The sequence below is a fragment of the Bradyrhizobium cosmicum genome, assembly GCF_032290525.1.
GTDB classification, from domain to species: domain Bacteria; phylum Pseudomonadota; class Alphaproteobacteria; order Rhizobiales; family Xanthobacteraceae; genus Bradyrhizobium; species Bradyrhizobium cosmicum_A.
The window spans coordinates 135,398-162,375 of sequence record NZ_JASXTA010000019.1; the positions used below are offsets into that span (position 1 = coordinate 135,398).

General features: G+C 63.3%; 25 protein-coding genes. 8 read left to right on the forward strand and 17 right to left on the reverse strand.

From position 1 onward, the window contains the following. Positions 1-46: 46 nt before the first annotated feature. Complete coding sequence (locus QSV46_RS29440) at positions 47-1,243, reverse strand: Xaa-Pro peptidase family protein (RefSeq protein WP_314959899.1); 1,197 nt, start codon at positions 1,241-1,243, stop codon at positions 47-49. 441 nt (positions 1,244-1,684) lie between these two features. Between QSV46_RS29440 and QSV46_RS29445 the strand changes: the two genes are divergently transcribed. From QSV46_RS29445 to QSV46_RS29455, 3 genes are read left to right on the forward strand one after another with little or no spacing between them, the layout of a single operon-like run. Next, entirely contained in the window at positions 1,685-2,704 is a 1,020-nt protein-coding gene (locus QSV46_RS29445; protein ID WP_314959901.1) for a TRAP transporter substrate-binding protein, read from the forward strand. A gap of 15 nt (positions 2,705-2,719) precedes the next feature. Continuing rightward, entirely contained in the window at positions 2,720-4,609 is a 1,890-nt protein-coding gene (locus QSV46_RS29450; RefSeq protein WP_314959904.1) for a TRAP transporter large permease subunit, read from the forward strand. Positions 4,610-4,629: 20 nt separating this feature from the next. Beyond that, positions 4,630-6,279 (forward strand): acyl-CoA synthetase, encoded by a 1,650-nt coding sequence (locus QSV46_RS29455; RefSeq protein WP_314959908.1) that lies wholly within the window; start codon positions 4,630-4,632, stop codon positions 6,277-6,279. A gap of 71 nt (positions 6,280-6,350) precedes the next feature. On the opposite strand, the gene QSV46_RS29460 is transcribed toward QSV46_RS29455, so the two are convergent. The 9 genes from QSV46_RS29460 to QSV46_RS29500 form a co-directional block, all read right to left on the reverse strand. Then, the gene (locus QSV46_RS29460) at positions 6,351-7,328 is read right to left on the reverse strand and encodes a TRAP transporter substrate-binding protein (RefSeq protein WP_314959911.1); all 978 of its coding nucleotides are present in this window, start codon (positions 7,326-7,328) and stop codon (positions 6,351-6,353) included. Between the two features lie 38 nt (positions 7,329-7,366). Then, positions 7,367-8,680, reverse strand: coding sequence for a TRAP transporter large permease subunit (locus QSV46_RS29465; RefSeq protein ID WP_314959913.1), 1,314 nt, complete (start codon positions 8,678-8,680; stop codon positions 7,367-7,369). A 2-nt stretch (positions 8,681-8,682) separates the two neighbouring features. Continuing rightward, positions 8,683-9,276 (reverse strand): TRAP transporter small permease, encoded by a 594-nt coding sequence (locus QSV46_RS29470; protein WP_314959915.1) that lies wholly within the window; start codon positions 9,274-9,276, stop codon positions 8,683-8,685. A gap of 165 nt (positions 9,277-9,441) precedes the next feature. Next, a complete protein-coding gene (locus tag QSV46_RS29475; protein WP_314959917.1) occupies positions 9,442-10,239 on the reverse strand; it encodes an MBL fold metallo-hydrolase in 798 nt (265 codons plus the stop codon). Between the two features lie 13 nt (positions 10,240-10,252). Beyond that, entirely contained in the window at positions 10,253-11,029 is a 777-nt protein-coding gene (locus tag QSV46_RS29480; RefSeq protein WP_314959920.1) for a TatD family hydrolase, read from the reverse strand. A gap of 12 nt (positions 11,030-11,041) precedes the next feature. After that, a complete protein-coding gene (gene metG / locus QSV46_RS29485; RefSeq protein ID WP_314959921.1) occupies positions 11,042-13,024 on the reverse strand; it encodes a methionine--tRNA ligase in 1,983 nt (660 codons plus the stop codon). A 110-nt stretch (positions 13,025-13,134) separates the two neighbouring features. Then, on the reverse strand, positions 13,135-14,181 hold the full coding sequence (locus tag QSV46_RS29490) for a DNA polymerase III subunit delta' (RefSeq protein WP_314959923.1): 1,047 nt from the start codon (positions 14,179-14,181) through the stop codon (positions 13,135-13,137). Then, positions 14,178-14,864 (reverse strand): dTMP kinase, encoded by a 687-nt coding sequence (tmk, locus tag QSV46_RS29495; protein WP_314959925.1) that lies wholly within the window; start codon positions 14,862-14,864, stop codon positions 14,178-14,180. Before tmk ends, QSV46_RS29490 begins: the two co-directional genes overlap by 4 nt. Positions 14,865-14,866: 2 nt before the next feature. Beyond that, positions 14,867-16,129, reverse strand: coding sequence for a D-alanyl-D-alanine carboxypeptidase family protein (locus QSV46_RS29500; protein WP_314959927.1), 1,263 nt, complete (start codon positions 16,127-16,129; stop codon positions 14,867-14,869). A gap of 153 nt (positions 16,130-16,282) precedes the next feature. On the opposite strand from QSV46_RS29500, the gene QSV46_RS29505 reads away from it, so the two are divergent. Next, positions 16,283-17,239 (forward strand): alpha/beta hydrolase, encoded by a 957-nt coding sequence (locus tag QSV46_RS29505; protein ID WP_314959929.1) that lies wholly within the window; start codon positions 16,283-16,285, stop codon positions 17,237-17,239. Here QSV46_RS29505 and QSV46_RS29510 read toward each other — a convergent pair. Further along, positions 17,236-17,619: a GNAT family N-acetyltransferase gene (locus tag QSV46_RS29510; RefSeq protein ID WP_314959965.1), complete on the reverse strand. Its 384-nt coding sequence runs from the start codon at positions 17,617-17,619 to the stop codon at positions 17,236-17,238. The two genes, QSV46_RS29505 and QSV46_RS29510, sit on opposite strands and share 4 nt — an antisense overlap. 346 nt (positions 17,620-17,965) lie before the next feature. Then, positions 17,966-18,892 carry a septal ring lytic transglycosylase RlpA family protein gene (locus QSV46_RS29515; RefSeq protein ID WP_314959931.1) on the reverse strand — a complete coding sequence of 309 codons (927 nt, stop codon included), beginning with the start codon at positions 18,890-18,892 and terminating at the stop codon, positions 17,966-17,968. An 802-nt stretch (positions 18,893-19,694) separates the two neighbouring features. Here QSV46_RS29515 and QSV46_RS29520 point away from each other — a divergent pair. Together QSV46_RS29520 and QSV46_RS29525 are read left to right on the forward strand one after the other, a co-directional pair. Then, entirely contained in the window at positions 19,695-19,823 is a 129-nt protein-coding gene (locus tag QSV46_RS29520) for a hypothetical protein (RefSeq protein ID WP_314959932.1), read from the forward strand. Between the two features lie 215 nt (positions 19,824-20,038). After that, positions 20,039-20,614, forward strand: coding sequence for a TIGR00645 family protein (locus QSV46_RS29525; RefSeq protein ID WP_314959935.1), 576 nt, complete (start codon positions 20,039-20,041; stop codon positions 20,612-20,614). 19 nt (positions 20,615-20,633) lie between these two features. Here the strand turns inward: QSV46_RS29525 and QSV46_RS29530 are convergent, their stop codons facing one another. Then, positions 20,634-20,951, reverse strand: a complete 318-nt coding sequence (locus QSV46_RS29530; protein WP_314959936.1) for a DUF1476 domain-containing protein — start codon at positions 20,949-20,951, stop codon at positions 20,634-20,636. A 255-nt stretch (positions 20,952-21,206) separates the two neighbouring features. Between QSV46_RS29530 and QSV46_RS29535 the strand changes: the two genes are divergently transcribed. Next, positions 21,207-21,431, forward strand: a complete 225-nt coding sequence (locus tag QSV46_RS29535; RefSeq protein ID WP_314959939.1) for a hypothetical protein — start codon at positions 21,207-21,209, stop codon at positions 21,429-21,431. 73 nt (positions 21,432-21,504) lie between these two features. Here the strand turns inward: QSV46_RS29535 and QSV46_RS29540 are convergent, their stop codons facing one another. The 4 genes from QSV46_RS29540 to QSV46_RS29555 all read right to left on the reverse strand — a co-directional run bounded on the left by QSV46_RS29540 (position 21,505) and on the right by QSV46_RS29555 (position 25,532). Next, a complete protein-coding gene (locus QSV46_RS29540; protein WP_314959967.1) occupies positions 21,505-21,696 on the reverse strand; it encodes a hypothetical protein in 192 nt (63 codons plus the stop codon). 246 nt (positions 21,697-21,942) lie between these two features. Beyond that, positions 21,943-22,677 carry an endonuclease/exonuclease/phosphatase family protein gene (locus QSV46_RS29545; protein ID WP_314959941.1) on the reverse strand — a complete coding sequence of 245 codons (735 nt, stop codon included), beginning with the start codon at positions 22,675-22,677 and terminating at the stop codon, positions 21,943-21,945. After that, entirely contained in the window at positions 22,617-24,773 is a 2,157-nt protein-coding gene (locus QSV46_RS29550) for a VTT domain-containing protein (RefSeq protein ID WP_314959944.1), read from the reverse strand. Before QSV46_RS29550 ends, QSV46_RS29545 begins: the two co-directional genes overlap by 61 nt. 381 nt (positions 24,774-25,154) lie before the next feature. After that, on the reverse strand, positions 25,155-25,532 hold the full coding sequence (locus QSV46_RS29555; protein ID WP_314959947.1) for a PRC-barrel domain-containing protein: 378 nt from the start codon (positions 25,530-25,532) through the stop codon (positions 25,155-25,157). Between the two features lie 334 nt (positions 25,533-25,866). Between QSV46_RS29555 and QSV46_RS29560 the strand changes: the two genes are divergently transcribed. Continuing rightward, entirely contained in the window at positions 25,867-26,892 is a 1,026-nt protein-coding gene (locus QSV46_RS29560; protein WP_314959949.1) for an ABC transporter substrate-binding protein, read from the forward strand. The last annotated feature ends 86 nt before the right edge of the window (positions 26,893-26,978 follow it).

Below are 26,978 nucleotides of genomic sequence, written 5' to 3' on the forward strand. Positions count from 1 at the left end.
CGACCCGGCTTGGCTCGGGGTGCGAAATGTCTCCTGTAGTGCCAGCCTACAGCGCACTCCCACCCAAATTCCACCCGCGGCCGCCCTCACCAAAGATCTCATACCCGGTCGCCGTCACCGCGACCGTGTCCTCCAGCTTGATGAAGCCGCGCCTCGGATGCTTCATGGTGGTTTCGATCGAGACCACCATGCCGGCTTCGAGTGGGAGGCGGGCGTCGGTGTCATCGTAGGGAACCGGACCTTTGGCGGTCAGGCGAGGGGCCTCGTGGCTAACAAGGCCCATGCCGTGGGCCAGAAACTCGGTGCAGTCGCGCTGGGTGATCTGGGCGAGCTGCCGCTCGGCCGCGACGTAGATATCGCCGCCCATGGCGCCCGGCCGGACCGCGGCAAAGGCGGCGCGCTGGACCGCCTCGATCTCGGCCAGACAATCCTTCAGCTCGGCATCGGGATCGCCGAGCACGGCCATGCGCGCGAGATCGCCGATATAGCCGTGATAATTGCCGCCGGAATCCAGCGACAGCACATCGCCTTCCTCCCAGCGCTGCGGCGACGGCGCCCGGTTGTGGCTGCTGCCGCAGGCGAGCAGGCAGTATTCGAAGGTCAGGCCGCGGTTCGCCTCGGCGATGCGCAAAGCGTCCGACAATTGCTGCTTGGTCGTGCCCGGCCCGTGCTGCGCTATTACCACCAGCATGGATGCGATGACGAGCTCGGACGCCGTCTTGAGCTTGGCCAGCTCCTCCGCCGACTTGACCGCCCGCAGCCGCTCCAGCACCGCAAGGGCGTCCTTGAGCTCGGCGCCGGGCAGGGCGTCGCACAGCGCCCGGCCGGCGTCCATCGGCAGGAACGCCATCTCGACCCCGACCCGCTTCAACGGGATACCGGCCTCCCGGATCAGGCCCGCCGCCCGCGTAATGGCGTCGACCGAACCATTGGACTCGGTCCGGACCTGCGGCACCCATGGCGGCGCCACCGCTCGCTGATGCGTTTCCAGCCTGTGGCCGACATAGACGGCCTTCTCCGGCGCGCCCCTGGGATAGACCAGGACCGGCAGATAGCGGCTGACGCCCAGGGCGTCCATGTAATCGAAGAAGATCGCGCGCTCGGCACCGAGCAGGTACTGCACATTGTGCTTGGAGGTCGCGATCAGGACATCGAGGCCGGCGGCTTCCATCAGCCGGTCGAGCTTGGCGGCGTCGAATGGAATGGCGCGCGAGCTGGCGGCGCGAGCGACGTTCTCCTGCATGACGAACCTCCCGATGGCGGCGCGGCTTGTCTGGCCACGTCCGGTGCTGGCCTGCCTGGTCGACAATTCTGAGCCGGGAGCGGGGTTCTCGGTAGCCTTTGATTGAGCCGGGCTGATCTGCACATAGCCATATCCGTAATTCGCATAAGGTATATTATGGAATATATTTATATACAATCAGATCAATTATTTAGACGGAAATCCTGCCACCGCGCCTTCGCCTGACCCCCGTTTTCAGTCCGCCCCCTGATCATCGCCCGAGCTCTATGCATGGGGTTGTTTTCGTGTTTTTGAATCCGGCGCATCTGCCGAAGGCCGATATTGCCGCGACGTTGTCCGGCTGCAATAAGCGAGCCTCGCGAGATCGCAGATGACCTTCGAGCCTTCCGTCCGTATAGGTTTGCATCTCACAACAAGAACAAACTTTGAGGAAGCAGACCCATGAGCTTTTCCCGACGCACGCTTCTCAAGGCCTCCGCCGCGACCGCGGTCCTGGGCGGCGTCAGTGCGCCCCATGTGGCTCGCGCCCAGAGCGCCGAGTTCACCTACAAATACGCCAACAACCTGCCGGACACCCATCCGCTGAACGTGCGCGCCAAGGAGATGGCCGCGGCGATCAAGAGCGAGACGAACGGCAAATTCGACCTCCAGATCTTCCCGAACAACCAGCTCGGGTCGGACACCGACATGCTGAGCCAGATCCGCTCCGGCGGCGTCGAGTTCTTCACGCTGTCCGGCCTGATCCTGTCGACGCTGGTGCCGGCGGCGTCCATCAACGGCATCGGCTTCGCGTTCCCGGACTACGACACGGTCTGGAAGGCCATGGACGGCGACCTCGGCGCCCATGTCCGCGGTGAGATCAAGAAGGCCGGCCTTGAGGTCATGGACAAGATCTGGGACAACGGCTTCCGCCAGACCACGTCGTCGAGCAAGCCGATCACCGGCCCGGACGATCTCAAGGGGTTCAAGATCCGCGTGCCGGTGTCGCCGCTGTGGACCTCGATGTTCAAGGCGTTGGACGCGGCGCCCGCCTCGATCAATTTCAGCGAGGTCTATTCGGCGCTCCAGACCAGGATCGTCGAGGGCCAGGAGAACCCGCTGGCGATCATCTCGACCGCCAAGCTCTACGAAGTGCAGAAGTACTGCTCGCTGACCAACCATATGTGGGACGGCTTCTGGTTCCTGGCCAACCGCCGCGCCTGGGAAAAGCTCCCACAGGACGTGCGCACCATCGTCGCCAAGAACATCAACGCCGCCGCCGTCAACGAGCGCGCCGATACCGCCAAGCTCAATGCCAATCTCCAGCAGGAGCTTGCCGGCAAAGGCCTGACCTTCAACCAGCCGAATGTTGCGCCGTTCCGCGACAAGCTTCGCGCCGCCGGCTTCTACGCCGAGTGGAAGGGCAAGTATGGCGATCAGGCCTGGGAGCTGCTGGAAAAGGCCGTGGGCAAGCTGTCGTAGCGCATCGGGGCCGTCATGGCTCATATCGAGTTCGAAGTGACCGGCGTAGCGGGCGAGGTGGCGGTTCAGTCCCCTCGCCGACCTTCGTTGCTGGCCTCAACGGAGCGCGTGCTTGGTCTCGCTGTGGAGATCCCGGCGGCGATCCTCGTCGTCGCCGAGATCGTGATCCTGTTTGCTGGCGTGGTCGCGCGCTACGGCCTGCACCGGCCATTGATCTGGTCGGACGAGCTTGCCTCAATCTTGTTCCTGTGGCTGGCGATGCTCGGCGCCGCAGTGGCGTTTCGCCGCTCCGAGCACATGCGCATGACCGCGATCGTCGCCAGCGCCCGGCCCGCGATGCGGGCCTGGCTCGATCTGGTCGCGACCTGCGCGGCGTTGGCGTTCCTGGCGCTGATCGTCTGGCCGTCCTGCGACTACGCCTATGAAGAAAGCTACATCACCACCCCGGCGCTGCAGATCTCGAACGTCTGGCGCGCCGCCGCATTGCCGGCCGGCATCGGGCTGATGGCGGCCTTTGCCTTGCTTCGGCTGCTGCGCGCGGCCGACTACCGGATGGTCGCGGCGGCGATCGTCACCGTTGCCGTCGTGATCGGCCTGTTCTGGCTGGCGGAGCCGTTGTTGCGGCCGCTCGGCAATTTCAACCTCGTCATCTTCTTCGTCGGCGTCGCCGGCTTCTGCGTGTTTGCCGGCGTTCCCATTGCGTTCGGCTTTGGCCTCGCCATCTTCGGCTATCTGGCGCTGACCACGCGCACGCCGGTCATGGTGCTGGTCGGGCGGATGGACGAGGGCATGAGCCACCTCATCCTGCTGTCGGTGCCGCTGTTCGTGTTCCTGGGCCTGCTGATCGAGATGACCGGCATGGCCCGTGCCATGGTGGCGTTCCTGGCGAGCCTGCTCGGCCATGTCCGCGGCGGACTGCACTACGTGCTGGTCGGCGCGATGTACCTGGTCTCCGGCATCTCCGGCGCCAAGGCCGCCGACATGGCGGCGGTCGCGCCCGTGCTGTTCCCGGAGATGAAGCAGCGCGGCGCCAAGCCCGGCGACCTCGTCGCGCTTCTCGCAGCGACCGGCGCCCAGACCGAGACCATTCCGCCGAGCCTCGTGCTGATCACGATCGGATCGGTCACGGGCGTGTCGATTGCCGCCCTGTTCACCGGCGGCCTGCTTCCCGGCGTGGTGCTCGCGATCACGCTCTGCATGCTGGTGTGGTGGCGCTACCGCCACGAAGACATGAGCCATGTCCGCCGCGCCAAGGCATCCGAGATCGGCAAGACCTTCGTCATCGCCCTGCCCGCGCTGGCACTGCCCTTCGTGATCCGCTACGCCGTGGTCGAGGGCATCGCGACCGCCACCGAGGTCTCCACCATCGGCATCGTCTATGGCGCCCTGGTCGGCCTCCTCGTCTATCGCCGCTTCGACTGGCGGCGGCTGTTTCCGATGCTGGTCGAGACGGCGGCGCTGTCCGGCGCGATCCTGCTGATCATCGGCACGGCGACCGGCATGGCATGGGGGCTGACGCAATCAGGCTTCTCGCGCTCGCTGGCTTCAGCCATGACCGGATTACCCGGCGGGCCTGCCAGCTTCATCGCGGTCTCGATCCTGGCCTTCGTGATCCTCGGCAGCGTGCTGGAGGGCATTCCGGCGATCGTGCTGTTCGGTCCGCTGCTGTTTCCGATCGCCCGCCTCGTCGGGGTGCACGAGGTGCACTACGCCATGATCATCATTCTGGCGATGGGTATCGGGTTGTTCGCCCCGCCGTTCGGCGTCGGCTATTATGCCGCCTGCGCTATCGGACGCGTCGATCCGGCCGAAGGCATCAGGCCGATCTGGGGCTATCTCTTGGCGCTGCTGGCGGGATTGGTCATCGTCGCGATCTTCCCCTGGATCTCGATTGGATTCCTTTGACGCGATTTGAGGAGGTATCGATGAGCGAGCGGCAGAACCAGTACAATACCGGCCTCGACAAGTCCCCCGCCAACTACGTGCCGCTGAGCCCGTTGAGCTTCCTTGCGCGCAGCGCCGCCGTCTATCCCGATCACGTCAGCACGGTCTACGAAGGCCGCAGCTTCACGTGGCGCCAGACGCATGAGCGCTGCAAGCGCTTTGCGTCCTGGCTTGCTGGCAAAGGCATCGGCGTCGGCGATACCGTGGCGGCGATGCTGCCGAACATTCCGGCGATGAACGAGGCGCACTTTGCCGTGCCGATGACCGGCGCCGTGCTCAACGCGCTCAATATCCGCCTTGATGCGCCCTCGATCGCGTTCCAGCTCGACCATGGCGGCGCGAAGATCGTCCTGGTCGACCCGGAGTTTTCAGGCATCATCAGCGACGCGCTCGCGCAGATGACCGGTCCCAAACCGTTCGTGATCGATGTCGACGACGCCGCCTTCAAGGGCGGCACACGCATCGGCGAGATCGAGTATGAGGCCGCCGTCGCGCAAGGCGATCCGGATTTCGCGGCGATCACGCCAAGCGACGAATGGGACGCCATCGCGCTGAGTTACACCTCGGGCACCACGGGCAATCCCAAGGGTGTCGTCACCCATCATCGCGGCGCGTATCTCAACGCCGTCAGCAATATCCTCGCCGGCAATCTCGGCCAGCATCCGGTCTATCTCTGGACGCTGCCCATGTTTCACTGCAACGGCTGGTGCTTTCCTTGGACCATCGCAGCGGCCGCGGGCATCAACGTCTGCCTGCGCAAGGTCGAGCCGACGAAGATCTTCGAGTTGATCACGCAGCACGGCGTCACCCACATGTGCGGCGCGCCGATCGTCTACAATACGCTGATCAACGCGCCCGATGCACCGAAAGGCGATGCCGCCCGCCGCGTCGTCGGCCTGATCGCCGGCGCTGCGCCGCCGGTCGCGGTGCTGGAAGGCGCAGAAAACATCGGCATCAAGCTGACCCATGTCTATGGTCTGACCGAGGTCTACGGCCCCGCCTCCGTCTGCGCCGAGCAGCCCGGCTGGGACGATCTGCCCGCCGCCGAGCGCGCCAGCATGAAGCGGCGGCAGGGCGTGCCCTACCCGCTCGAGGAAGCCGTCACCGTCATCGATCCGCAAACGATGCGAGAGGTGCCGCGCGACGGCGAGACCATCGGCGAGGTCATGTTCCGCGGCAACATCGTGATGAAGGGCTATCTCAAGAACGAGAAGGCGACGAAGGAAGCGTTCGAAGGCGGCTGGTTTCACACCGGCGACCTCGGCGTGCTCGACGCGCACGGCTACGTCATCATCAAGGACCGCTCCAAGGACATCATCATCTCCGGCGGCGAGAACATCTCGTCCGTCGAGGTCGAGGACATCCTCTACAAGCACCCGGCCGTGCTGTTCGCGGCCGTGGTCGCAAAGCCGGATCCGAAATGGGGCGAAGTGCCCTGCGCCTTCGTCGAGCTGAAGGATGGCGCCAGCGCAAGCGAAGCCGACATCATCGCCTTCTGCCGCACGCATCTGACCGGCTTCAAGACGCCGAAGGCGATCGTGTTCGGACCGATCCCCAAGACGTCCACCGGCAAGATCCAGAAATTCCTGCTGCGCAACCAGGTGGGCTCGGCCAAGGCGATTTCGGCGTGAGCCGAGCATCAGTCGCGAGCGCCTTCACCTAGAAGCGCGGATAGACGCCGCGCTTCTAGGTCTGTTCCGATTCACATCTTCTTGTAGGCGTCGATCAAGGCCTGGCCGTCGGGACCGGCCTTCTTGAGCCAGTCGGCGGTGAGCTGCTCGCCCAACTTCTGGAAGCCGGCCTTCAGCGCCGGGCTCGGCGCCTCGACCACCATGCCCTTGGCCTTGAGCTGGTCGAGGTACCACTGGGCCTTGTCCTCCCAGGCCTTCCAGCCGCGCGTTTCCGCCGTCGCGGCGGCCTTGAGGATGGCGTCCTGCGTAGGCTTGTCGAGCGCCTCGAACGCAGCCTTGTTGACGAACGTGTAGTCCTTCGGGACCCACGCCTGAACGTCGTAGAAATATTTCAGCGACTCCCAGGCCTTCGCATCGTAGCCCGTGCCACCCGACGACATGAAAGAGTTCACGACACCGGTCGCGAGTGCCTGCGGCAGTTCGGCCGCTTGGATCGTGACCGACTGGGCACCGACGAGTTCGCCGATACGCGCCGTTCCGACATTGTAGGCGCGCCACTTCAGGCCCTTCATGTCCTCGACCGTGGCCAGGGGCTTGTTGACGTAGACGCCCTGCGGCGCCCACGGCACGACGAACAGCAGCTTGAGACCCTGTGCATCGAGCTTCTTCGTGATCGCGGGCTTGGAGGCCTGATACAGCTTCATCGCGTCGGGGAAGCTGGTTGCGAGGAACGGCACGACGTCGACGCCGAAGACGGGGTCTTCGTTCTCGTGGATCGACAGCAGCACCTCACCTATCTGCGCCTGCCCGGTCATGACCGCGCGCTTGATGTCGGGCGCCTTGAACAGCGAAGCGCCCGGATGGACCGTGATCTGGAGCTTGCCGGCCGTTGCGGCTTCGACGTCCTTGGCGAAAGCGACCAGATTCTCCGAGTGCGGATTGTCGGCGGGATACGCCGCCGGCAAATTCCATTTGGTCTGGGCTAGGGCCGGCGTTGTGGCCAGCATGGCGCCGGCAATCAGGCCTGCACGGACGAAACGAGACTTCATGGGGTTCTCCTCACGTTCGAATTGGAAAGCTAGCGCGATCAGTCGGGAAAGGCGAGCTTGGGCAGGAACAGCACGATCTGCGGATATTCGGTGATGATGAACACCGCGGCAAGCAGCAGCACGAAGAACGGGAACGCCGCTCGTGCCACGGTAAAGGTATCGCGGCCGCTCATGTTCTGGAGCACGAACAGATTGAAGCCGACCGGCGGCGTGATCTGCGCCATCTCGACGTGGATGATGAGGTAGACGCCGAACCAGACCAAATCGAGACCGGCCTGCTTGACCATCGGCAGCACGATGACCGCGGTCAGGACGATCATTGAGATGCCGTCGATCAGGCACCCCAGGATGATGTACATGATGCTCAGATACAGCGCGAGCATGCCCGGCGTCAGATGCTGGCCCTGGACCCAGGTGGCGAGCGCCGCCGGAATTCCCGTATAGGCCATCGCGGCCGTGGTGTAGGCCGCCCCTGCCAGGATCAGCATGATCATGCAGGTCAGGCGCGTCGCGCTCATGATGCTCTCGAGAAAGTTCTTGCGCGTGAGCGTGCCGCTCCACCACGCCAGCAGGATCGCGCCCGAGACACCCCATGCGGCGCATTCCGTCGCCGTCGCAAAGCCCAGCACGAGCGAGAGGAAGACTGCGAGGATCAGCAGCAGGCAGGGCGCCAGTCTCGCCGACTCGCGCAGCTTCTGCCGGAACGGCATCGGCGGATCTCGCGGCGGAATCTTGCTGGGGTTCAGCAGCGACCAGATGATGATGTAGCCGGAATAGAGCACCATCACGAGCACGCCCGGCAGGAAGCCGCCGAGGAAGACCTGGAGCACGGACACGTTCGCCGTCACCGCGTAGACGACCATCGGGATCGACGGCGGGATCAAGAGGCCGAGCGTGCCGGAGCCTGCGAGCGAGCCAAGGCTCAAGCCCTTGTCGTAACCGCGCTTGTCGAGCTCGGGCAGCGCGATCTTGCCGATGGTCGCGCAGGTCGCTGCCGACGAGCCCGACACAGCTGCGAAGATGCCGCAGCCGATCACGTTGACATGGGTCAGCCGTCCCGGCAGCCACTGCACCCAGGGCGACAGGCCGCGAAACATCTCCTCCGAGAGTTTGGTTCGGAACAGGATCTCCCCCATCCAGATAAACAGCGGCAAGGCCGCCAGCGTCCAGGAAGAACTGGCGCTCCAGGTCGTGGTTGCGAGCACTGAACCGAGCGGCAGGCTGGTGGTCAGCGCCATCGCCACGAAGCCGACGAGGCCAAGCGAAACCGCGATCCAGATGCCGCTTCCCAGCAGCAGGATCATGACCCCGAGGAGGATGAAGGACAGCTCGATCATGCCGAGATTTGCCATGATCACCCCCCGCCGCCCTGCGAGATGCGCTCGATGAATTCGTCCGGCGTCTCGTCGGGCGAGCCTTTCTCATAGCTCGGTCGGTTGCCGCCGATGACGCTGACCATCTCGTCGATCAGGGCGACCGATAGGATCACGAGACCGCCGGCAAAACCGAGCTGAGGAATCCACAGCGGCAGCGCGACCACGCCTTGCGCCACGTCGTTGAAGCGCCAGGAATCATACATCATCTGCAACGCGTGCCGGGTGAAATAGAGAATGAACGCAGTGGCAATACCGAGCGCCACGATCTCCGCGGCCTGCTTGGTCCGTCCATGCAGACGCTCCAGCAGAAGGCCGACACGGATCATCTCGCCGCGCTTGAAGGTGTGGGCAAGGCCGAGGAAGGCCATCGCGGCCATGCACCAGGAGGCGAAATCATCGCCGGCGGGAATGTTGATCGCGAACTGGCGCCCGACCGACATGATCATCATGATTGCAAAGATCGCAACCAGGAAGACGCCCGCGGCGTAGCCGGCACCGAGATAGAGGAGATCGAGAGTGCGTCGCACCAGTCCCCCCGTTGCTACATTGTCCCCTGCCAACGCGATCCCCATCCTCACACGAGGCGATCCGACCGGCCCTGCGAGCGCACGTTACGCTCGCCGGCCCTGCTTGAATATCGCCCTGCCCTGCGCCTGTCTTCCAGACGTTAGATCAACATGATGGGGCCCGCGCAAGCAAGGAGTATGCCGGCTGCCAGCGGAATTTCTACCGCAGGTTCAGTGCGTCTCCAGCCGCAGCCCGTCATAGGCCGGGACCACGCCCGCGGGCAGCGATTGCCGGATCACCTCGTAATCGACGTCGGCGGTCATGTTGGTGATGACCGCACGCTTCGGCTTGAAGCGCTCGATCCAGGACAGCGCCTCGTTGATGCTGAAATGGCTGGAATGGCTGGTGTAGCGCAAGCCGTCGACGATCCAGAGATCGAGATTTTCCAGCGCACTCCAGCTCTCCCGCGGGATGTCGTTGAGATCGGGCGTGTAGGCGGCGTTGCCGATGCGATAGCCGAGCGCAGGGATCTTGCCGTGCTCGACCAGAAAGGCCGTCATGGTGACGTCCCCGCCCTTGCCGCTGATGGTCTGGCTCTCGCCCGCCTCGATCGAATGCCGGTGCAGGATCGGCGGATAGTCGCTGCCCTCTGGCGAGATGAAGCAGTAGGAAAACCGCGCCATGATGTCCTTGGCGGTCGACTGGTTGAAATAGACCGGAATGCGCTTGCGCATGTGGAGCACGACCGAGCGCAGATCGTCCATGCCATGGGTCTGGTCGGCATGCTCATGCGTGAGGAACACCGCATCGATGTGATCGACATTGGTGTCGATCAGCTGCTCGCGCAGATCGGGCGAGGTGTCGATCACGATGCGCGTGGTGCCGTGGCTTGAGGTCTGCTCGACCAGCAGCGAGCAGCGGCGGCGGCGGTTTTTTGGATTGTTGGGATCGCAGGCACCCCAGCCGAGCGCCGGGCGCGGCACGCCGGCGGAGGAGCCGCAGCCCAGGATCGTCAGCGTCAGCGTCATGCGGCGTCCAACCTCAAGCTTTCACCTTGGAGAACAGGCGGAAGAAATTTTCGGTGGTCTGGCGTGAGATCTCGTCAAACGATACACCGCGCGCTTCAGCCAGCACTTTTGCCACCTCGACCACATAGGCCGGCTCGTTGCGTTTGCCCCGAAACTTGCCCGGCGCAAGATAGGGCGAGTCTGTTTCGACCAGAATACAGTCAGGCGGCAGTTCGGCCGCAAGCGCGCGCAGAGCCTCCGACTTCTTGAAGGTCAGGATGCCGGTGAAGCCGACATAGAGCCCGAGCGACACCGCCTTCAGCGCCAGCTCGCGCCCGCCCGTGTAACAATGCAGCACGGCCCGAAACGATCCCTTGGCAGCCTCCTCCTCCAGGATGCGGCCGCAATCCTCGTCTGCCTCACGGGTGTGAATCACCAGCGGCAGGCCTGTGGCGCGCGCGGCAGCGATGTGAGCACGAAAGCCCCTCGCCTGCGCCTCCGGCGCGCCGTTGTCGTAGAAATAGTCGAGCCCGGCTTCGCCGAGCGCGACCACTTTGGGATGCTCCGTCAGCGCAATCAGCTCGTCCGGCGCGATGCCGTCCTCTTCGTCCGCGTTGTGCGGATGGGTGCCGACCGAACAATAGATGTCGTCGAAGCGCTCAGCGATGGCCAGAAGCTGATTGAGCTTTCGCACCCGCGTCGAGATCGTGACCATGCGGCCGATGCCGGCCGCACGCGCGCGCGACACGATCCCGTCGAGGTCTTCCGCAAAGTCTGGAAAATCCAGATGGCAGTGGCTGTCGACCAGCATCGCGCGAACGCCTCAGGCCGCCGGTTCGATATAGCGCGGGAACGCCGGCGTCGGCGCCGGCAGCGTCGAGCCGGACGCGATGCGCTTGGTACCGCCGAGCATGGCGAAGCTGCGCTCGCCCGCGGGGATGCCAAGGCTGTCGAGCAGCAATCCCGAAGCGGTTGGCATCGCCGGCTGGGCCAGGATCGCGATCTGGCGCACGACTTCGGCAGTGACATAGAGCACCGTTTTCTGTCTGGCAGGATCGGTCTTGGCCAGCGCCCACGGCGCTTCGCCCGCAAAATAGCGGTTGGCCTCCGCGACCACGGCCCATACGGCGTTGAGCCAGTGATGTATCTGCTGCGTCGCCATTGCCTCACGCGACGCCGCAAGCATGCCATCAGCCATCGCCAAGATCGCCTTGTCGTTGTCGCTGAACTCGCCGGGCTCCGGCAGCACGCCGCCGAGCTGCTTGGCGATCATCGACAGCGAGCGCTGCGCGAGGTTGCCGAGATCGTTGGCGAGATCGGCATTGATGCGCGCAACGATGGCCTCGTGATTGTAATTGCCGTCCTGGCCGAACGGTACCTCGCGCAGGAAGAAATAGCGCATCTGGTCGACGCCGTACTGGTCGGCGAGGTTGAAGGGATCGACGACGTTGCCGACCGACTTCGACATCTTCTCGCCCCTGCTGAACAGGAAGCCATGGGCATAGACCCGCTTCGGTAGCGGGATTCCGGCTGACAGCAGGAACGCCGGCCAGTACACCGCATGGAAGCGGATGATATCCTTGCCGATGATGTGCACATCGGCCGGCCAATAGCGCCAGTCCTCGTCGCCCTCGTCGGGGAAGCCGACACCGGTGATGTAGTTGGTCAGTGCGTCGACCCACACATACATCACGTGCTCTTCGTCGCCGGGCACCTTGACGCCCCAGTCGAACGTGGTGCGCGAGATCGAGAGATCGCGCAGCCCCCCCTTGACGAAGCTCACCACCTCGTTCTTGCGGGAGTCCGGTCCGATGAAATCGGGATGGTCCGTGTAAAGCTTCAGAAGCTTGTCCTGATAGGCCGACAGGCGGAAGAAGTAGCTCTTCTCCTCGACCCACTCGACCGGCGTGCCCTGCGGCCCAAGGCGCGCGCCGTCGTCGTTCAGGCGCGTCTCGTCCTCGGCGTAGTAGGCTTCGTCACGGACCGAGTACCAGCCGGCATAGATATCGGCATAGATGTCGCCATTCGCTTCCATACGCCGCCAGATTTCCTGGCTGGAGCGATGATGCTGCTCCTCGGTGGTACGAATGAATCGGTCGAACGACACATTCAGCCGCTCGTCCATCTCTTTGAAGCGGCCGGCATTGCGGGTGGCGAGCGCGGCCGGTGTCAGGCCCTCGTTCTGTGCGGTCTGAACCATCTTCTGACCGTGCTCGTCGGTGCCGGTCAGGAAGAACACGTCCTTGCCGTCGAGCCGCGCAAAGCGCGCCAGCACGTCGGTCGCGATGGCCTCATAGGCGTGACCGATATGCGGACTGCCGTTGGGATAGGCGATCGCGGTCGTGATGTAGAAGACGTTGTCGCGCGCTGGCGCGGCAACGGGCGCTGCGGCTTGCGGAGCCGCGACGGGTTTCGGTGCAGGCGGCGCCTTGGGTTTTGACACTTTGGGCTTCGCGATTTTCGGCGGCGTCGCAACAGGAGCCGGCGCGGCGACCACAGCAGGTGCAGCTGCCTTTTTCGCGACCTTCTTCGTCGGGGCCTTGGCTGGCTTTTTGGCAGCCGTCTTCTTCGAGGCCTTCTTGGCGGAGACCTGCTTCTTTGCAGCTTTCTTGCTGGCCTTCTTTACCGTCCTGGCGGCGCTCTTCTTCACGCCCTTCCTTGCAGCAGCCTTCTTGGTCTTTTTGCCCTTCTTGGCAGCTTTGCGTGCAAGCGCCTTCACAGCCTTCTTCGCGGCTTTCTTGACGGCTTTCTTCGCAGTCTTCTTGCTGCTCTTGCCCTTAGCGGTTTTCTTAGCTCGCGTTGCCACGACGAATTCCTTTACCGGCTTCTCTAAAATTCGGAAACGAACCTGCGTTAGGTTGTTGATTTGAGCATGATCTTCTCGGAAAACCGCTGCGCACTTTTCCGTATCATGCTCTAGCGCGTTGCGTCCGCCAGCCAGCCGAACACCGAGAATACCAAGGGCTTTCGCTCCAGATTGTAGGTTTCGGTGTCGCGCGCGGCGCGGACGATCTTTTCCCATACCTCAGCTAGGCGCGCAAGGCGCGGCAGGTTCTGGTTGGCATTGGCTTCGTCCGCATGCAGGCGTTCGGCGATCCAGCGATCGATGCCGTCGATGAAGGCCGCGAGCGCAACGCGGTCGTTGGTGGGAAGCGAATCGCCGAGCGTGTGCAATTCGCGCGGATCGACCTGCGGCAGGCGCGCGAGCAGCGCCGCCGTGCGCTGCTGGAGTTTGAGCGCGTCACCGCCGAGCAGCGTCAGCGCCCGTGCGACGCTGCCCTCGGAGGCTTCCGCAGCCTCGCGCAGCGCCGGGTCGTTCGGATCGAGGTGAGCGGCCGAAGCAGCGGCGCCGATCACATCGTCCGTGCCGAGCGGGCGCAGTCGCAGCTTGCGGCAACGCGACTGGATCGTGGCGAGCACGCGTGCCGGCGCGTGGCTCACCAGCAGGAACAGCGATTGCTGCGGCGGTTCCTCGAGAATTTTCAGCAGCGCGTTGGCCGCGTTCGGATTGAGCTCGTCGACGGTGTCGACGACGCAGATTCGCCATCCTTCGGCCGCAGCGGTCGAGCCGAAGAAGCCGATCGTCTCGCGCGTCTCGTCCACGGTGATCACGGTGCGCATCACGCCGCGGTCGTTGACGGTGCGCTCCAGCGTCAGCAAGCCACCATGCGAGCTCGCCGCAACCTGCCGCGCCACGGCATCGTCCGGATCGATCGCGAGGTCTTCGGCGCCCTGCACGACGCCCGCCAGCGGCTGGCCGTGGGCAAGCACGAAACGCGCCATGCGATAGGCCAGCGTCGCCTTGCCGATGCCTTGCGGCCCCCCGATCAGCCAGGCATGCGGGATACGCCCGCTGCGATAGGCGGCGAGAAGCGCCGTCTCGGCCTCGCGATGGCCGAACAGCTTCGATGTCTCGCGCGGATGCGCAATGGCGGTCTCGCGCTCGACCTGACGGGGGCTCATGCTGAGACCACCGAGGCAGGTGTCGGAAGCAGACGGTCGCGCAGCGCGGCCCAGACGCGTCCGGCAACCGTATCAGGATCAGAATTGGCGTCGATCAGGACGCAGCGCGCGGGCTCTTCTGCAGCGATCGTGCGATAGGCCTCGCGCAGCCCCTCATGGAAGCTGAGCTTCTCGCCCTCGAAGCGGTCGGGCGTACCGCTGCCGCGGCGCACGGCGGCGCGCTGCAATCCGATCTCCACCGGCAGGTCGAGGATGATCGTGAGGTCCGGCTTGAGATCGCCGATCGTGACCCGCTGCATCGCGTTGATCAGGCCCACAGGCACCCGACCAAGACTGCCCTGATAGACCCGCGTCGAGTCCGCGAAGCGGTCGCATAACACCCAGGCGCCCCGATTGAGCGCGGGTAGGATCACGGTGCGGACATGATCGTCGCGGGCAGCGGCGAACAGCAGCGTTTCGGCTTCGGGCCCGAGCAGCTTGCCCATCCCCGACAGCACCAGATGGCGCATGATCTCGGCACCCGGCGAGCCGCCGGGCTCGCGCGTGACGAGGGTGCGCATCCTGGCCGCCTTGAGCCGGTCGGCGAGCTTCTTGATCTGGGTCGACTTGCCCGTCCCCTCGCCGCCTTCAAAGGTGATGAAACGTCCGCGTCCGGACGGGCGCTGTGGCGCGTTCTCACTCATGATCAGAGCTTCTCGGCGCCTGCACGGAACGTGCCGATGACGAGCTCGCTGGCGCCGTCGATGGCGCGGCGCACCGTCGAGCCGGTGCCAACAGCCTCGGCGGCATAAACCGGCGTCTCCACCGCGATGTTGCCGCTGCGCCAGACCCTGACCACGCCGACCCTCTGGCCAGCCTCGATCGGCGCACGCACCGGTCCGCTATAGACGATCCGCGCGATCAGCTTGTCGCTGCCGTTCTTGTGCACCATCACCTTCACGGGCGTCTTGGCGACGAGCTTGACCGAGCGACTCTCCCCACCGAACACCTTGGCATAACCCACCTGCTGATCGGCCGCGATCAGCGTCCGGGTCTCGAAGTTGCGAAAGCCCCATTCCAGCATCTTCTTGGCTTCCGTGGCGCGATCCTCAGGATCTTCCAGACCATTGACGACGACGATCAGTCGCGTGCCGTTCTGCACCGCCGAGCCGACCATGCCGTAGCCGCCTTCCTTGGTGTAGCCGGTTTTGAGGCCGTCGGCGCCTTCCATCGAATTGAGCAGCGGATTGCGGTTGGGCTGGCGGATCTTGTTCCAGGTGAACTCCTTCTCGCCGAACAGTTTGTAGAATTCGGGAAAGTCGAGAATGATGTGCCGGGCGAGGATGCCGAGCTCGCGCACCGTCATCTTGTTGCCGGGATCTGGCAGACCGCTGGAATTGGCGAAGGTCGATCTGGTGAGGCCGAGTTCCCGCGCGCGCTTGGTCATGAAGTCGGCCGCGAAAATCCGCTCGTTGCCCGCCATGGCTTCGGAAAGCGCGATACAGGCATCGTTGCCGCTCTGGATGATCGCCCCATGCAGGAGATCATCGACCGAGACCTTGCTGTTGATGGCGGCGAACATGGTCGAACCACCGGAGGGCGCGCCGCCCCGGCGCCAGGCGTTCTCGCTGATCCGGTATTCGTCGGTCAGCTTGATGTCGCCCTTCTTGATCGCATTGAAGACGACTTCCGCCGTCATCAGCTTCATCATGCTGGAGGGCGCACGCAGCTCGTCGGCGTTCTTCTCGAACAGCACGCTGCCGCTGGAGGCCTCGATCAGGATCGCCGTGGGCGCGTCGCCGTCAAAGCCGGAGTCTTCCGCTTTCTTGACGCCCTGAATGCTCTGATTGGCGGCGTAGAGCGCTCCGCCCCAGCCGACGACCGCCACCAGAACGGCCGCAATTAGCCCGCGCACCAGCGCTCCGGCGGAGAACCGGCTGCGACGAAGCGGAAAAACACGAAATTCCATGGCCAAGCCCTGAGAGCGGCGTTCTAACAGCAGGAACCGGCGCGAACAACACGAGGCTGGCCGCCAGAACCCGAGATTGCACGATTCTCGCCGCACCCCTATCGTGGCACCTGATATTTCTCAAGCAAACCCCTGAAACAAGGCGGAAAAGCGATGTTGTCCACGCGTGTGATCAAGGCCAACGGCATCGACCTGTTCGTCCGCGAAGCCGGTCAGGGTCCACTGGTGGTGCTGTGCCATGGCTGGCCGGAACTCTCCTACTCCTGGCGTCACCAGATCACGGCGCTCGCGGACGCCGGTTTCCACGTCATCGCCCCCGACATGCGCGGCTACGGCCAGAGCGCGGCGCCGCCTGATGTGACCGCCTATTCGATCTTCGACACCGTCGGCGACATCGTTGGCCTCGTGCAGGCGCTCGGCGAGAGCAAGGCGATGGTGGTCGGCCACGACTGGGGGGCGCCGGTCGCCTGGCACGCGGCGCTGTTCCGGCCCGACATCTTCACGGCCGTGGCGGGCCTCAGCGTGCCGCCGCCCTTCCGCGGCCGCGGCAAGCCGCTCGACCTGCTGCGTCAGGGCGGCATCAGCAATTTCTACTGGCAGTATTTCCAGACGCCCGGCATCGCCGAAGCCGAGCTCGAGCAAGACGTCGCCCGCACCATGCGCATCGTGCTCGGCGGCCGCGGACTTGCCGATCCCACCGCTGCGATGTTCGTGCAGGACGGCAAGGGTTTTCTCGGCCACGGCAGCCCAGAAGAGCCGCTGCCGGGCTGGCTGAGCGAGACTGATCTGGCCTATTTCAGCGAGGCCTTCCGCAAGTCCGGCTTTCGCGGCGGGCTGAACTGGTATCGCAACATCGACCGCAATTGGGAGCTGACGGCGCCGTGGCAGGATGCGCAGATCCATCAGCCGTCGTTGTTCATTGCCGGCTCGAAAGACGCCGTCATCACCGGCCTGATCGGCGCCAAGCGCATCAACGAACTCGAGCGCGTGCTGCCCAACCTGACGCAAAAACTGATCATCGAGGGTGCCGGCCATTGGGTGCAACAGGAGCGGCCCGATGAGGTCAACGCTGCGCTGCTGAAGTTCCTGCGCGACGCAGCTGCGCGCTAGGCGAGATCCTTCCTCATTGCGATGTGGGAGCCCCCCGCCTGCCCGACCTCGGCAAATCCCTGCCGCAGATAGAACCGGCGTGCCGCCGCATTGGTCGCGAGCACCGAGAGTGTAAGTGCGATGACGTTCCCCTGCGATGCGCGAGCTTCGATGATCCTGGTCCCGACGCCGCGACCGCACTCGGCCGGCAGCAGCGCAATATCGATGATGTGCCAGCGCTCGCTCTTGCAATGAAGCAACAGCCGGCCGATCGCGTCCCCGTCTCGTGTGACGATCAACGAGATCGCGTTCGGAAATTGCGCGGCATAGCCGGCCGCCTGACTGCGGAATTGTTGTTCGACGATCTGCTCGAGGATCGGCCCGGACAGTCCTGCGGCGATGAATTGCTAGCCCCGGACCTCGCGGAAGAGCTGCCGCGTGAACGACGCGTCAGAGGGATTGCCTGGCCGCAGTCGCACACCCGGCTCGTTCGGAACAACGTCGAACGGCGAGCCGTCGCGGATCATGCCTGCGCGTTACTGAAGCTCGGAAAGATGCCCGCATAGGCGATGCACCAGATCAAGGCCTGGGTCGGTTGCAAGGCTCGCAGCCGGCGCCACGGTCGGCTTCGGCGCCGAGCTCGGCGGCATCGGTGGCAACACACAGATCTGGACGTTCGCGGGACGCGCGCGCATCCCGTTCTGAGCCGTAGCCCGAGGGCCACGTCGCTGGCCGGATTTTCCAAGCTCAGTATAGGCCGCGACCACTCAGGATGCTCCGGGCCTCGGCAGCACCGTCGGCCGATGAGGGAGCGTTCTCGACCGCATAGCGGCCATCCGCGTCATAGGACACGGCGCGCGCGTTCGGGAGCGCCCGGCCCCGGCTACGGCTCGAGGCCGACATCTCCGAGGTCGCATTGAGCGAGGCCATGTCGGCAGAGGTGTTACCGAGATTGTAGGGGCGCCCTTCCGGCATCGGAACCTCGCCGCGAATGGCGCTGCGGTTCGACGACGGCAGCTCCGGCACAAACGGCCTGGCCGAAGCGACCCGGACCATCGAGGGCGACGGCGCCGGAATCCCGGTGCGCAAGGTCGCCATCAACTGCCGGTCGTCCGAGCCTTCGAGCGGCGCGCGGCCGACATATTCGACACGGACCTTGGCGACGCCATTGCCTTTGAATTCAAGGAGTTCTGCGGCTTTGTTCGAGACGTCGATGAGCCGGTTGCCGTGGTAGGGGCCGCGGTCGTTGACGCGCACGATCAGCGATTTGCCGTTGGAGACGTTGGTGACCCGCGCATAGGACGGCATCGGCAGGGTCGGATGCGCCGCCGTCAGCGAGGTCATGTCGAACACTTCGCCGTTTGCGGTCAGGCGACCATGGAAATCGTCGCCGTACCAGGATGCCATGCCCTCGGCGCGGTAGTTGACGTCCTCCTCCGGCACATAGGTCCGGCCCGCCACCACATAGGGCTTGCCGACGCGGTAGGTGCCGCCGCCCTTCGGGACCGGATCCCCGAAGGCCACGACCCGGGGGCTCGAGGACACGCCATATTTGGGATCAACCCGGCCGGCAAACTTGTTGGAGGAGGCGCAATTGGCAAGCGCGAGGCAGGTTGCGACCGCCGCAACACCGCGCGCGGCCCGTAAAACCGAATCTGACCGTCGGATCCCCATGCGCCCCAAATACCACTTCGCCGGAGGCGTTCCCAACCCGTTTCAATTACGGGGAGCGCTATCCGGTCCTTTAGTCCGAGCGGCCCACCACCGCGCCGGAAGCGGTAACGATAACGCAACCCGAACACGGCGGAAATGGGGAGCCCGCGGTGATCACGCCGGCATGGTAAACGGGTCGTTCGCCTCTCCCCGTTGATCTACGGAGCGCGGGAAGCTTGCTCTGTGCCACTGCTGGACATTCTGTTGCGCCAAATCCTCACTCCACCCCCATTGTCGCCGCCTTCACTGGAATTCTTTTGACTGTGCAAGGCCGCACGCGTTTTCTCGCATGCAAGGGCGGGATTTGGAATTTAACGATGATCGAGACGGTTTCGGCACTGATGGGTCTGGTAAGCGCGGGGATCTTCCTGGCCCATGCGTTCGAAGGTTACCGCACGAGGGCCTGACGGCATTCGCGCGGACGGCAAGCATCACCTCTTTCAAGACGGCACGTTTGGACAATTTTAATCGATCCAAGCGAGCATTGAAGACGAGAGCGGCAGGTGTCCCATGCGCAACCATGACTTGGTATCGGACGGCTTCCTGGCATTGACCGCCGGCGGTTTGGTGCTGCTCTGCTCGAGCTTGATGGCGCTGGCCTTCGGCTGAGCACGACCACCATTTTCCCTCCTTTGACCACAACCACACCGCGATGCAGCACGCGATCTGCTTTGGATTTCCCGGCTCTCATTTAGTTGATTGAATTTCCGCGTTCGACGCCTCGACTCATTTCAAGAGGCCCTCACCAACGAAGGTGACGCAAATGCTTGCCGAGAAATTTTTCCTGGTTCTGGAATCCCTGATCCGCGGCGACCGCACCTATCCCGACGGAAGCGCCCGGGTCATCAGCACCTCCCCGCATGTGCCGGTCGGGCTGCCAAGCCAGAAATAGCCAACGTCCTGCGAACTCCCGAATCGCGCGCCGCTTTGCGCAGGCCCAACAGCGAGCGGCGATAGAAGCTGTCGCGGGCCTCGCCCAGGCACGAAGCTGCCGCCCCCCTGAGAGGCACGATCCGCCGAAGGCAACAAGCGCATCGCGTCTTCCGCCGGCCATCTTGCCGGGGTACATGAAGGCGAGATCGCCTTGCCAGCGAGGATGCTGCCTGAATGTCGGTTGAGCCACCCAGGACCGAACCCCGCCTGGCCCCGCCGCGCCTGGGCCTGCTCCCGATGATCATCTTCGGCTCGCGCTGGCTGCAACTGCCGCTCTATCTCGGGCTGATCGTGGCGCAATGCGTCTACATCGCGCTCTTCCTCAAGGAGCTCTGGCATCTCTCCTGGCACGCGCTCGACCTCACCGAGCAACAGATCATGATGAGCGTGCTGGCGCTGATCGACGTCGTGATGATCTCCAACCTGCTCGTGATGGTCATCGTCGGCGGCTACGAGACGTTTGTCTCGCGCCTCGAGCTCCAGGGCCATCCGGACGAGCCGGAATGGCTCGGCCATGTCAATGCGAGCGTCCTGAAGATCAAGCTCGCCATGGCGATCATCGGCATCTCCTCGATCGCGCTGCTGCGCACCTTCATCGAGGCCGGCAATCTCGGCTCGAACCGCACCGACTTCACCGAGACTGGCGTGATGTGGCAGGTGCTGATCCACATCACCTTCATTGTCTCGGCGGTCGGCATTGCCTACGTGGACAAGCTCAGCGATTCAGGTATGCGCAGGCGCGCCGAGTGAGGCGCGGGATCGAGCCGCCTTACGTGTCCGCCTCGATCTGGTGCATGGCCTGGTGCAGGCATTCCTGAAGCTTCCGTGCGACCTGCTCGCGTGTGACGCCCTTGCCAGCGAGATCGCCTGACACCTTGCCCACGACCTCGTCGATCGTCCGGCTCTCCAGATTGTCCGTCACCAGCGCCGTCGCGTAGCTTGCCGCGGCATCGCCGCTGAGCCCCAGCTGGCCCGCGGCCCAGAGCCCGAGCAGCTTGTTGGACCGGGCCGCTGCCTTGAACATGAGCTCCTCGTCGTGAGCGAATTTGGCTTCGAAGCCCTGCTCGCGCTTGTCGAACGTGGTCATGGTCAGCTCCAATAGGATTTGCTTGTGAGGACTGGACTTGCCGAGAGCGAACGTCTCCGTGGTTGTCGTCAGTTTAGGATCATTTGAAGCTTCCACCCGGAAGGCAAACGGCGTCAAGCCCGACCGCGGCGCAGGCCGGCGGGCGCGCGGCACGCACCAGCTCCGCGCCAGCCAATTCGGCTAGGCAGAGATCTTTACTATTCGTTAAACAGACTCAGCGCTGCATGAGCGCAGGGGGACATCGAGAGCTGACGCATGAACAAGGAACTGCGGGAGTTTCGACGGCTTGAACGGGTCTGCCTAGAGCAGGCCGCCCTCTCCACCATGGACCTCGCGCGAAGCGGGTTGCTCAAGGTCGCCGACGATTGTCGTATGGCGGCCGAAGCGATCGAGGCACAAGCGCCCCGCCGTTCTTTCGCTAGCGCCGTCCAGGCGCTCAAGCTCGCCTTGACCGCAACGCGCGCATCCAACCGGCACTAGGCACCGGCATCAGTCGGACGGTCATTGATGGGACGTCGATTGAGGGACTTGGCGCGTCCCCCTCCCCGGATGGTCAGTCCTTTGCCGCTGCCGCTTCGCGCGCGAGCCGTTCGGCCCTCAGCCGTTCCCGGTTGGCGTAAAACGCCTTCTGCGCCTCTTCATGATCGCGCATGGCTTTTTCCGCCTCGATCCGGCGTACGGCGTCGCGCGCCTGGCGCTGCTCGGGACTCAAGGGCTTGCGTCGGAAGGAAACGTCTTCAGTCATGGCAAGACAACGCAGAGGCGAGGAAAGAGTTCCGCTGAACGAGATTCTCGAAACAACCCCATGCACAGTAGCTAAGTCGTTCTGAAACATGCCTTTTTGCACTCGCGCAAAAGCCCGTTGACCCGTCGGGCAAAACAGTGGCATTCTACCATCTTCGGAAATTCGTCAAGAGGCCGATCAGGCTCCTCTTCACGGACGCAACGGCAACAGGCGAGCGCGAAGATCAGCTCCGGTCGGCAGCAACTACTAGACCTCGAGGTCCGCAATGACGGGCAAATGGTCTGAATAGGCTCTTGCCTCTCGGTCGGTCCAGACTTTCCCGAGCCGGCTGTCGGGCGTTGCATAGATCCGGTCAAACCGGAAAATGGGCAGGCGCGACGGGAAAGTTCGCAGCCGCGTCCGGTGTGGGCAGACTTGCGCGAGCACGCGCCGCACCGATTTGACCCAGAACCAGTCGTTGAAATCGCCGAGGACGACGGTCCTTCCAGGTTTCACCAGGCTGACCAGGGCCTGAGCTTGCGCATGACGCTCGTGGATGCTCAAGCCGAGATGCGTAGCCACCACGCACACATCGCCGGCAGGTGTCAGCAATCCCGTGGCAATCGCTCTACGCGGCTCCCGCTCGCGATACGACACATCGACGATCTCGGGCACTCGGGAGAACGGAAAGCGGCTCAGGAGCATCTGACCGTAGTCGCCATCCTCGGTGACAATCGACTTGGCGTGAACGCGGTGATCGCCGACGACGCTCGCCAGCTTCGCGAATGGATCGTCTGACCGCGATCGCGAATCCACCTCCTGGAGCGCGACGACATCGGGAGCCCACTTGCGAATGATGGAGCAAACACCCTCCAGATCGAACTTCGGATTGAGATTGAACGTGCCGTGCACATTCCACGTCATGAAACGAATAGCCGCCATCAGCGTCTCCCGGCGAGCCAGGCCGCGACGAATTGCGCGCCCGCGCAGACCCCAAGCCAACCCAGAAACGCCAGCGCCAACAGCAATATGCTGCTCCAGGACGCATTCCTCGCCAAATCTGCGATCTGAGCCCCCAGAACCGCCATTGCGAGAATCCCGGGCGTCATGCCCAGCAGGGTTCCGACCAGGAAGTCGCGAAGCGGCAGCGTGCTCGCACCAGCCACGACATTCACCAGCGAGAATGGTGCTATCGGAATCATGCGGATGATGACGACAGCTAGAACGCCCTTGCCTACGACACGCTCCTGGATGCGCGCTGCGCGTCGGCCGAGCAACTGCTGGAGGCGTTCCCGGCCAAGTCCCCGTCCGATCACGAAAAGGATGCAGGCGCTGAGCAAGACGCCAGCCAATGCGGTGACGAAACCCAGCCACGGTCCAAGTGCGGCAGCGGTTGCTGCAATGAGCACGAGAACCGGAAACACGGCCAGCCCGCCGACGACAAACGCCGCGATCGCGAATGCCGGCCCCCAGACGGACTGAGAGTAGGCAGACAGTAACGTCGAAATCCGGCCGGCATCGGCGAGATCGCTCAAGGACGTGTACGACCAAGCCATCGCCAGTCCCACAAGCGCCACGGCTATCGATGCGATTCCGATCAGCGTCTTCGTGCGCCACATGCGAGATGCCGCCCGCTCCAGATGAAGAGGCAGCTCGGGGTCCGCCACCGGCTGAACCATTGTGGCCAGAGTACTTGTCAGGACCGAGGACTCCACGTCCCGCAGCGTCTTCGTTCCATCTGTTCTCGACACGTCATCCAGGAGGGCAAAAAGACGATCCTCGTTTTGCGTGACAGCCTGTTCGTCGAGACCACAGAAATGCGCGATCAGGCGATGGCGAACCGAAGCAACGAAATCCCGGTGCTGGTCGGATGCAGCTTCAAAAATCAGGTCACATTCGCTATCGGCGCCCATCGAGCGGTTGTTCAAATTAGCCGAGCCGATTCTCAATATCCGATCGTCGATGATCATGAGCTTGCTGTGCACCATCACCGCCGCTTCAGTATCCCCACTGCGTGAGACCGGGTAGACGAAGCGGATACGATCCGCCACTCCAGCCGCATTGAAGTAATCGATGAAGGCACCGCGGCCATTCTGCATGGCTTGGGATTCCAGCCACGAGGAATGCAGCTTTGGAGCGACGACCAGAACCCGAACCGAAGGCACGCGAAGCATCTGCTCCGCCAATTCACGCGCGATCTTGATGGCGCTGGTGAACTGATTTTCGATGTAGACGAAGCTCGTCGCGGACCGGATCGCTGCAATCATGGAGCGTTCGACCTCCCTGATCGTCGAACCTGCAGGACAGACCACATCGGTCCTCGCGATACCCACCGGCACGTGCTCAGCTTCGACCGGCACGGTCGCTGGCCAGCGGATGCTCTTCAGCGCGCACTGATCCTCAATCTGTTGGCCTGCCGCGCGCCAGCGTCCCTGCGCGAGGTCGAACAGCCACGCCGCAGCGTCTCCCTCGACCATGCACTGGACATCGTGAAACGGCAGGTATGGCTTACCCTGCGGGTCGCGACGCAACGCGTGATCGGCGCAATGATCGCTCGTGTCCCAGCGCCTGATCGTCAGATCGAGCCCGCCAACAAACGCCAGTGAACCGTCGACACAGACGATCTTCTGGTGTTGCGCCGAACCGAACGGAAGTGTGGAATCGAAATGAAACCGGACGCGGCCATCTGTTCCGGCGGTAAATTTTGTCGCGGAATTCCATTCCCTTTCCGAGGCGTAAAAGGAGACGAAATCCCAGACGAGAATGTTGATCCGCAACGCGGGGCGGCGGTGAACGAGTGCACGCAGGAATGGGCCAAGCTGTTCCGGCAAGCCATCATCCGCTCGCCCGGACTCTCCGACCAGCCTGGTCTGGCTATGGATGTCCCATCCGATGATGTAGACGAGGTCTTGCGCTTCCAGCAGAGCTTGCCGCAGGGCCGCGAAATAAGCGGCAGCATCGTTCAAAACCGCCACGCGCCGCGCTTCGCACCGCCGCCAGACGGTGTCGCCGGGGATCAGGGTCGATGAACTCTGAAGCAGGTGGACCTCGCCAATCGCATTCGCGTCTAAACGCTCTGAACGCTCGACGGGTTCCACGTCTTCAGGACCGGGTCAGCGTGGGCGTGCGCGTATGCTGGAGCCACGCCGCTTGCTCGGCACGATTGCCGCGACTTGGTTCGGACTTTGCGCCGGCGCCTCTCAAGACGTCTGCAATCCTCTCGGGAGCATCGCCGTGAAAATCCACGGAAACCTCGATCGGACCTTCCAGCTTCGGGCGCCTCTCCCGGCGCCGGCGCCCCTCTCGCGAGAGGCCGCGCCGCAAGGTGCTTTGCCTCAAGTTGGCTTCCCTTGCAGATCAGCACCAAATCTTGCGACAGCGCCAGTCGGTCAGATCAAATCCGACAGCACCCAACCAAGTAGGCCCGCCGATCAATTCAGCTGGCACTCATGATTGAACATTCGCCAATCCGCCTGGCGTTATAGGCCACCTCGCGCTTCCCAGTAGGTGGGCGTCCCATAGTACCGGTGGGTTCGGGTTTCCCAGTCTCGATCTTGCCACGAGTCATCGCTGAACTCAGGCGCGTCCCTCAGCTGTTGCTCAGTGATATTGGTCCGGAAGCCCTCAAGCGATGTATCATACGTCAGAGCGCCCCAGGGAATGGGGTAGTGGCTGTGACCCAAGCCAACAAATCCGCCGAAGCTCATGACGGCATAAGCCACGCGGCCTGACACCTTGTCGATGATGAGGTGATCGATCTCGCCGATATTCTTTCCATCTGCTCCATAGACCTCGGTTCCTTGAATGTCTTCGCTCGAGATGCATTGATGATCCGGATGGGCTGTTGCGCGGGCCATGACTCTGTCTCCTTCACAGGTGATTTGTCGGCTTAACTCGGCGGCCACGAGGGCGTTCCTGCACGTCTGGCGGTTTGGCTTGAATTGGTGTGCAGCGATCCGGACGAGCACCACCGCAGACTAGAGACCAAGAAGCTTGCGAGCTGCTGCGTTCGCATGTGGGCTCACTGCTCCAGTTTGTGCGCTACAGCGAAGTGTCCGGAGCGGTGAGTAGACCGGAAGTCGTCGAGCTACCGGCGAACCGACGCGAATGACCCTAAGCGCGCATCCGGGCTTGGTGAGGCACGATAAGGGGGCCATTTGTCGCTAACCCCAGATTTTACAAGATGCTAGGGTGATCTCAGTTGCAGATGCGGTCTCTGGACAAAGTATGCGACGGCGAGATTTCATCACATTCATTGGTGGCGCAGGGGCGACCTGGCCGCTTGCCGCACGAGCGCAGCGGTCGCCCGCCAAGATTGCCCGTATTGGATACTTGGCTGTTGCGTCTGCCTCTGAAGGCGCTCGCGGCGCTGATGCTTTCGAAACAGGACTTCGTGAGCTCGGCTACGTGCTTGGGAAGTCTCTCATCATTGAGTATCGTTTTGCAAACGGACAACATGAACAGCTCGACGTGCTTGCAACCGAGTTGGTTCGGTTGCCGGTAGATCTTCTGTTTGCTCCGACGACGCCAGCTGCTCTCTCGGCTAAAAAAGCCACCGAAAAGATCCCAATCGTCTTCGCCACCGTTGCGGCACCCGTTGAACTTGGACTTGTTGCCAGCCTCGCAAGGCCCGGAGGAAACGCAACAGGTCTAAGCTACTATATTTCGCCTGAGATAGTCGGCAAACAGCTCCAGCTGTTGCAGGAGATCGGTCGCAAAATATCGCGTGTGGCAGTTCTGTGGTTTCCGAACAATTGTGGGCTCCCGCCCCTGGTCACAGAAGCAAAGAGGACGGCAGAACTGCTGAACATCCAGCTTCAAGCAATTGAAGTGCAGGGACCCGATGATTTTGAAAGTGCCTTCAGAAGAATGGTTGAAGCAGGTACTGACGCACTTCTAGTCCTGCCGGATGCCAGATTTTCCGAACATCGAAAGGTTCTGGGAAGCCTTGCTTTGAAGAGTGGATTGCCAACAATGTTCGGGTCGAGAGAAGATCTCGCGGTTGGCTGCCTAATGGCCTATGGGCCCGGCCGGCTTGATCTCTTACGGCGAGCTGCGGGCTATGTGGATAAAATTCTGAATGCCATCAAGCCCGCCGATCTTCCGGTTCAACAGCCAACCAAGTTTGAGTTGATCGTAAATCTCGCTACGGCAAGAGCGCTTGGCATCACCATTCCACCTTCTATCGTCGCCCAAGCAGACGAGGTGATCGATTGATGTCGGCTGTTGATGCTGTGGACGGCTCCTCCACGGGCACGAGAGTGCCAAAGACTGGGCGCCGTTTAAGGCTCCCACGATTCGGA

Bases quoted from the DNA above. Each gene is read 5' to 3' on its own strand.
- QSV46_RS29535 (WP_314959939.1), top strand. From the start codon at position 21,207: ATGAACAAGGAACTGCGGGAGTTTCGACGGCTTGAACGGGTCTGCCTA.
- QSV46_RS29525 (WP_314959935.1), top strand. From the start codon at position 20,039: ATGTCGGTTGAGCCACCCAGGACCGAACCCCGCCTGGCCCCGCCGCGC.
- QSV46_RS29440 (WP_314959899.1), bottom strand. From the start codon at position 1,243: ATGCAGGAGAACGTCGCTCGCGCCGCCAGCTCGCGCGCCATTCCATTC.
- QSV46_RS29460 (WP_314959911.1), bottom strand. From the start codon at position 7,328: ATGAAGTCTCGTTTCGTCCGTGCAGGCCTGATTGCCGGCGCCATGCTG.
- QSV46_RS29530 (WP_314959936.1), bottom strand. From the start codon at position 20,951: ATGACCACGTTCGACAAGCGCGAGCAGGGCTTCGAAGCCAAATTCGCT.
- QSV46_RS29455 (WP_314959908.1), top strand. From the start codon at position 4,630: ATGAGCGAGCGGCAGAACCAGTACAATACCGGCCTCGACAAGTCCCCC.
- QSV46_RS29450 (WP_314959904.1), top strand. From the start codon at position 2,720: ATGGCTCATATCGAGTTCGAAGTGACCGGCGTAGCGGGCGAGGTGGCG.
- QSV46_RS29500 (WP_314959927.1), bottom strand. From the start codon at position 16,129: ATGGAATTTCGTGTTTTTCCGCTTCGTCGCAGCCGGTTCTCCGCCGGA.
- QSV46_RS29470 (WP_314959915.1), bottom strand. From the start codon at position 9,276: ATGGGGATCGCGTTGGCAGGGGACAATGTAGCAACGGGGGGACTGGTG.
- QSV46_RS29475 (WP_314959917.1), bottom strand. From the start codon at position 10,239: ATGACGCTGACGCTGACGATCCTGGGCTGCGGCTCCTCCGCCGGCGTG.
- QSV46_RS29515 (WP_314959931.1), bottom strand. From the start codon at position 18,892: ATGGGGATCCGACGGTCAGATTCGGTTTTACGGGCCGCGCGCGGTGTT.
- QSV46_RS29520 (WP_314959932.1), top strand. From the start codon at position 19,695: ATGCTTGCCGAGAAATTTTTCCTGGTTCTGGAATCCCTGATCCGCGGC.
- QSV46_RS29465 (WP_314959913.1), bottom strand. From the start codon at position 8,680: ATGGCAAATCTCGGCATGATCGAGCTGTCCTTCATCCTCCTCGGGGTC.
- QSV46_RS29555 (WP_314959947.1), bottom strand. From the start codon at position 25,532: ATGGCCCGCGCAACAGCCCATCCGGATCATCAATGCATCTCGAGCGAA.
- QSV46_RS29490 (WP_314959923.1), bottom strand. From the start codon at position 14,181: ATGAGCCCCCGTCAGGTCGAGCGCGAGACCGCCATTGCGCATCCGCGC.
- tmk (WP_314959925.1), bottom strand. From the start codon at position 14,864: ATGAGTGAGAACGCGCCACAGCGCCCGTCCGGACGCGGACGTTTCATC.
- QSV46_RS29445 (WP_314959901.1), top strand. From the start codon at position 1,685: ATGAGCTTTTCCCGACGCACGCTTCTCAAGGCCTCCGCCGCGACCGCG.
- QSV46_RS29505 (WP_314959929.1), top strand. From the start codon at position 16,283: ATGTTGTCCACGCGTGTGATCAAGGCCAACGGCATCGACCTGTTCGTC.
- QSV46_RS29480 (WP_314959920.1), bottom strand. From the start codon at position 11,029: ATGCTGGTCGACAGCCACTGCCATCTGGATTTTCCAGACTTTGCGGAA.
- QSV46_RS29540 (WP_314959967.1), bottom strand. From the start codon at position 21,696: ATGACTGAAGACGTTTCCTTCCGACGCAAGCCCTTGAGTCCCGAGCAG.